Origin of the sequence: Sulfitobacter sp. HI0129, assembly GCF_001635395.1 — a bacterium.
In the GTDB taxonomy this organism is placed as follows: domain Bacteria; phylum Pseudomonadota; class Alphaproteobacteria; order Rhodobacterales; family Rhodobacteraceae; genus Sulfitobacter.
In genome coordinates this window covers 1-2,896 of record NZ_LWGH01000622.1, presented here as the reverse complement: position 1 = coordinate 2,896, position 2,896 = coordinate 1, and the positions used below count along the sequence as shown (strand labels likewise).

The window sequence follows — 2,896 nt, the reverse complement described above, 5'->3', positions numbered from 1 at the left end:
GTGGCAACCGGAGCGGGAGACGATGCGACCGTTCTGCGGCTGCCCGGCGGCGGCTTTCAGGTCCTCAGCACCGATCACCTGCGCGCCATCGTGGCGGACCCGGCCCGCATGACCCGTATCGCGGCGGTCCATGCGCTGGGCGACGTCTTCGCCATGGGGGCCACGCCCCAGATCGCCTTGGCGAGCATCGTCCTGCCGCGCATGTCCGATGCCTTGCAACGCCGAAGTCTGGAAGAGATCACGGCAGCCGCGACGGGCGTTTTCCGCGAAGTGGGTGCGCAGTTGACCGGCGGGCATACGACAATGGGGGCGGAGCTGACCATTGGCTTCGCCGTGACCGGCACCACCGACGGCCCGCCCGTGACGGTCGCCGGCGCGCAGCCGTGTGATCTGTTGTTGCTGACACGTCCGATCGGATCGGGGGTGATCATGGCCGCCACCATGCAGGGGCGCGCCCCGGGCCGGGTGACAGAGGCGGCCCTGTCAGCGATGGAACGGCCCCAGCACCGCGAAGCCGCGATCCTGTCGTCTGCCCATGCAATGACGGATGTGACCGGCTTCGGCCTTTGCGGGCATGTTCAGGCGATCTGCCGCGCCTCCGGGCTGCGGGCAACGCTGAGGCGGCAGGACATTCCGATCTACGACGGGGCGCGGGAGCTTTCGGCACAGGGAGTCGCCTCGGCGCTCTTGCCGGCCAATATGGCGGATGCGCCGGTTTCCGGCACGCCCGACCCGCTGCTGCATGATCCGCAGACGGCGGGGGGATTGCTCGCGGCGCTGGCGCCCGATGCCGCGCGGGATGCGCTTGCCCGGCTCGAAGCGGATGGGTTGTCCGGCTGGATAATCGGGGCGCTGGAAGAGGGCGAGGGCCCCATCCGCATCAGTTGAAACGCGCGGCCAGCTCGCGGGCGGTGCTTTCCAGCCGCGCGTCGGAAAGATCGGGCAGCTCGACCGGGGTGCTTCCGGAGGTAAGGCGGGCCGCGTGTTTCGTGTACCGCGGATCGTAATGGGCCGACATCAGCCCCTCTGCCAGTCTGGGCCAATCCCCTGCAGCTGCCAATGCCTGCCATTCGGCGATGACCTCTGCGGCGTGGAACGGGCGCAACCTGTCGATGAGCGCGGCAAGGGCTGCCGGATCCTCCATCAGGTCGGCATAGGCACTGCAGAGAAAGGCCGCCCGCGCGCGCAACGGGGCCTGTAGTTCGATCCGCGTCGCGTTGCCCATTGCCGTCCAGAGCATCGGGGGAACCAGCCGTTCGCCGATCTTGCTGCTTTCCGCCTCGACGAAGGTGATGCGGGCTGGATCCAGACCGTCCAAGGCAGAGGCGAGCCGCGATTCGAACATCTTCTGAGACGGCTGGCCGCCCGGGCGTGCGCCGAACAGCGACCCCCGGTGCTGCGCCAGTTCTTCGAGGTCTATGGTCTGGGCGCCTTCGGCCTGCAGAAAGCTCAGGAGCCGGGTTTTGGCCGTTCCGGTCCCGCCGCCGATCAGCATAAGGCGATGGGGCAGTTCCGTGTCATAAAGTGTTTTGGCGACCAGCCGGCGATAACTGCGGTAGCCGCCCGACAGCAGGCGCACCCGCCATCCGACCTGATCGAGGATCGTCGCGAATGCACCGGATCGTTGACCACCGCGCCAGCAATAGACGAGGGGCTGCCAATCGCCTGCCATTCCGGACAGGGGGCCCTTCAAGTGCCGGGCGGTATTCTCCGCCACCAGCGCGCCACCGATCTTTCGCGCGTCGAAGGGGCTTTGTCTTTTATAAATCGTGCCGACACGCGCGCGCTCTTCGTCGGACAGGACGGGCAGGTTGATAGCCCCCGGCACGTGGTCTTCGGCGAATTCCAGCGGGGCGCGAACATCGATGATCGTATCGAAACCGTGCTGTGTAAGACCGGAAAGCGATTCGAGGGTGAGAGGTTTCATGGCTGCGCCTGTTTTTGCCGACGCTTCGTCATACCCAATTCACCGCGGGCCTGCACCCGCAGAGATGCCCGCCAAACGCCAAGGGGCTGGTCACAGTCTGTCTGTCGGAGGGGAATTTGGTGGAGCCTAGCGGGATCGAACCGCTGACCTCCTGCATGCCATGCAGGCGCTCTCCCAGCTGAGCTAAGGCCCCGTATCGGGCCGAGGCCCGAGGTAGGATGCGCCGGTAATTAGGCGCAAGCGAAGGCGGGATCAAGCGGAAAATCCGCCCCGCCTTCGCGGAAAATCAATCGTCGTCATCGCCCCCGGCGACGTCCGCGATGTCTTCGAGCGGAACTGTATCGTCGTCATCGTCGTCATCATCGAGGATATCGTCATCCAGATCGACATCGACATCATCGTCATCGACCAATGTATCGTCTTCCTCGACCTTCGACTTCTTGGCCTTCGCCGTGACGGCGTCTTCGCGGTCCGCAGCGATCATGCGGGATTTGGAACTGTCCACCTCGACGACTTCACCGGTGTAGGGGCTGACGATCGGGTTCTTGTTCAAATCGTAGAAACGCTTGCCCGTCGTCGGGCACAGGCGCTTGGTTCCCCATTCTTCGTTGGGCATGAAACACCCTTTCTGACATTTCGGTTGCGTGTAGATGATTCCGGGCAAGTGCCATATGAGGGGGGCACTGTCAAAGGCTTTGGCCCACCCCCGCGCCATATGTAGGAACGCTGACCGCCCCATGAAAGACCCCGTTCTACCCGGTGATCCACCCGTTCCGCTCGTCTTGCGACGTTCCGCGCGGGCGCGGCGGATCACGCTTCGGATCTCGCAGGTGGACGGGCGTGTGACGCTGACGCTGCCCGCGGGGCTGCCTGCGTCCGAGGCCATGAATTTCGCCCGGGAGAAGGAGCCATGGATTCGCGGGCATCTGGCGGCGCGGGGCGGCGACATTCTGGTGGGGCACGGTGCAC

The 2,896-nt window shown here is 65.3% G+C and carries 3 protein-coding genes, 1 tRNA gene and 1 pseudogene; 2 read left to right on the top strand and 3 right to left on the bottom strand.

Annotated features, from left to right (window positions below):
- Window positions 1–888: selenide, water dikinase SelD (gene selD / locus A3764_RS16315; RefSeq protein WP_082865960.1), on the top strand; the 888-nt coding region annotated here is incomplete at its 5' end.
- Here the strand turns inward: selD and mnmH are convergent.
- From mnmH to A3764_RS16300, 3 genes are all read right to left on the bottom strand, one after another.
- A complete protein-coding gene (gene mnmH / locus A3764_RS16310; protein ID WP_067919796.1) occupies window positions 881–1,927 on the bottom strand; it encodes a tRNA 2-selenouridine(34) synthase MnmH in 1,047 nt (348 codons plus the stop codon). The genes selD and mnmH overlap by 8 nt on opposite strands.
- 117 nt (window positions 1,928–2,044) lie before the next feature.
- Window positions 2,045–2,120: transfer RNA gene (locus A3764_RS16305), tRNA-Ala, on the bottom strand.
- A gap of 93 nt (window positions 2,121–2,213) precedes the next feature.
- Window positions 2,214–2,543: a TIGR02300 family protein gene (locus A3764_RS16300; RefSeq protein WP_067919792.1), complete on the bottom strand. Its 330-nt coding sequence runs from the start codon at window positions 2,541–2,543 to the stop codon at window positions 2,214–2,216.
- Window positions 2,544–2,664: 121 nt separating this feature from the next.
- On the opposite strand from A3764_RS16300, the pseudogene A3764_RS16295 reads away from it, so the two are divergent.
- A pseudogene (locus A3764_RS16295) lies at window positions 2,665–2,896 on the top strand (DUF45 domain-containing protein); the annotation flags it as partial.

Coding starts and splice junctions, on each gene's coding strand:
- mnmH (WP_067919796.1), bottom strand. CDS start 1,927: ATGAAACCTCTCACCCTCGAATCGCTTTCCGGTCTTACACAGCACGGT.
- A3764_RS16300 (WP_067919792.1), bottom strand. CDS start 2,543: ATGCCCAACGAAGAATGGGGAACCAAGCGCCTGTGCCCGACGACGGGC.